The sequence below is a fragment of the Mesorhizobium sp. M7A.F.Ca.AU.002.02.1.1 genome, from assembly GCF_003998535.1.
Classification (GTDB): Bacteria; Pseudomonadota; Alphaproteobacteria; order Rhizobiales; family Rhizobiaceae; genus Mesorhizobium; species Mesorhizobium ciceri.
The window spans coordinates 1-730 of record NZ_RZPB01001375.1 but is presented as its reverse complement, the minus strand read 5'-3'; the positions used below and the strand labels follow the sequence as shown (position 1 = coordinate 730).

Annotated in this window: 1 protein-coding gene; it reads right to left on the bottom strand. The window is 58.9% G+C overall.

The window, feature by feature from the left end; genetic code table 11:
- Positions 1–666: ABC transporter substrate-binding protein (locus EN879_RS37825; RefSeq protein WP_245493957.1), on the bottom strand; the 666-nt coding region annotated here is incomplete at its 3' end.
- Positions 667–730: the final 64 nt, after the last annotated feature.

Genomic DNA, 730 nt, shown 5'->3' with positions numbered 1-730 from the left:
GTCATGGAAAATAATACCGTCGAGATAGGGCATTCCCTTCTGCCAATAGCTGGCGTTCTTGGTGAGCGCGATGCGCGACCCGCGGACCCATTCGCCGAAAACGAACGGACCGGTCCCGACAGGGTTGGAACCGACGTCGCTGCCGTTCTTCTTGGCCGCCGCCGGTGACGCCATGAGCCCAGCGCGGTCGGCAAACAGCGCCAGCAGGGGCGGATAGGGTTCCTTCATGTCGATGGCGACAGTGAATTCGTCCAGCACTTCGACATTCTTGACGCCTTCCAGCAACTTGAGCTGCGATGAGTTGCCTTTCGGATCGAGACGCGAGTCTAGGTTCCATTTCACCGCCTCGGCGTTAAATGGCGTGCCGTCATGGAACTGCACGCCTTCCTGCAGCTTCAGGATCACGCGCTTGCCGTCGTCCGAAAACTCCCAGCTTTTCGCCAAGGCGGGCTTCAGGGAGAAGTCGGCCTCGGTTTCGAGAAGCGTATCGAATATCAGGAAAAGGATCTGGCGCTCGGTCCATTGCGACGACTGAAGGGGGTCAAGCGTGCGAACGTCGCTGATGAAGCCGATGTTGAGCGTGCCGCCGGTGACCGGCTGGGCATCTTGAGCCAGCGCTACCGTCGGCAAAGAGGCCACGATTGCGAAGCCGCTGACGGCGGCCATAAATTGCCTTCTATCCATGACAAGTCCTCCGTAGGTTCAGTTCCCAATATTATCGGCATTGCCG